1 protein-coding gene is annotated in these 940 nt (G+C 58.2%); it reads left to right on the top strand.

From position 1 onward, the window contains the following. Positions 1-77: 77 nt before the first annotated feature. Positions 78-908, top strand: a complete 831-nt coding sequence (locus EPY72_RS19110; protein ID WP_135807463.1) for an IS5 family transposase — start codon at positions 78-80, stop codon at positions 906-908. Positions 909-940 lie beyond the last annotated feature (32 nt).

Here is a 940-nt window from a genome sequence, read left to right as displayed (position 1 = left end):
GGCTGTGTTGAATCGCCATACGGCAGAGAGGTAGGCCGCTAAATCAAAGGAGTTGAAGCGGGAGAGTTCCGTTGACCATGACGCAAATCTCCCGCTTCATCGGGGAGGTTGTACCGGTTGCTCAAAGAGTTACTGGCGATGGAGGCGAATCCGCCGCCCCGGACGGCGGCGGCGGATTCGCCGACTATGCACTCGTTTCCCTCCACTGTCTGCGAATTTACCTCGATACGTCGTACCGCATGACGATCGACCTGCTCAAAGAGATGCCACAAATAATCGGGGAGATCGGCCTTGACGCGGCCGATCTCCCCGTGCCGTCCACGTTGTGTAAGGCGTTCGACCGGATCAGCATGAGCGTCTGTCGAGTGCTGCTGCGCCAGTCGGCGCAGCTGCACGATCTCTCAGAACACGCCGCGATCGACGCCACATTCTACGACCGCTCACCAGCGAGCCGCCACTACTGCCAGCGAATCAGCTACCGCGTTCAGAAGTTGAAAGTCACGAAACTCGTCGATACAGCGTCGCAGGCCGTCATTGACGTTCACTGCTCAACGAACCGGGAGGGAAGTGACGCCGATCTTGCTGAGCAGATCGCCCGCCGGAACGCGGGCGATCTGCGGTCTCTCGCGGCCGATAAAGGCTATGACAAGCAATCGCTTCGTGAAGGATTACGCGATCTCGGGATCAGACCGCTGATCAAGCACCGCATCTTCGCTCCGTACGACCACGCGCACAACGCCAGAATCGACGATAATCGCTACAATCAGCGCTCTATGACCGAAGCTGTGAACTCGGCTGTGAAGCGCTCGCTCGGCTTCGCCGTGCGAGCGCGGTCATGGTTTCGTGAGTTCCGCGAGATCGCGCTGATGTGTGTCGTCTATAACATCAAACGCTTCGTCAAACAGTGAATCTCTCCGCCTTACAGCGATTCAACACAGCC

This window comes from Halorussus marinus (genome assembly GCF_004765795.1).
Lineage (GTDB): Archaea > Halobacteriota > Halobacteria > Halobacteriales > Haladaptataceae > Halorussus > Halorussus marinus.
This window is presented reverse-complemented; position numbering and strand designations above follow the sequence as displayed.